The sequence below is a fragment of the Legionella sp. W05-934-2 genome (assembly GCF_964199965.1).
GTDB lineage: Bacteria > Pseudomonadota > Gammaproteobacteria > Legionellales > Legionellaceae > JAFIFT01.
On the sequence record NZ_CAXMZT010000035.1, the window covers coordinates 1 to 475 of the forward strand.

Sequence of the window (475 nt, forward strand, 5' to 3'; positions counted from 1 at the left end):
GCTTAAAGTTTTACGTCGCCAAGGTCACAGGTGGAATCATAAGCGTGTTTACCGCGTGTATTGTGAGCTTAAGCTCAATATGCGTCGCAAGGGAAAAAAGCGGTTACCCAATCGCTCGCCTGAACCTCTGAGAGTGCCAGAGTCCATTAACCAATGCTGGTCTATGGACTTTATGTGTGATGCGTTGATGTGTGGCCGACGCTTCAAAAAAATAAGGTGCAATTGGAGTTTATCAAGCCAGGAAAGCCAACACAAAATTCATTTATTGAGCGATTCAATAGAACTTATCGCACAGAAATACTGGATATGTATGTGTTCAAAAATTTACACGAAGTAAGAGAGTTAACAGAAAACTGGATAAAAGAGTACAACGACGAAAGACCCCATGATTCACTAGATGATTTAACCCCATGGGAATATCTGGTAAAAAAACAGGCAATGAACTCTAATTTAGGCTGCCACTAAACATGGGGGG

Annotated in this window: 1 pseudogene; it reads left to right on the plus strand. The window is 41.7% G+C overall.

Annotated features, from left to right (window positions below):
* Positions 1-465 (plus strand): annotated as a pseudogene (locus tag AB3348_RS15240) (integrase core domain-containing protein); the annotation flags it as partial.
* Between the last annotated feature and the right edge of the window lie 10 nt (positions 466-475).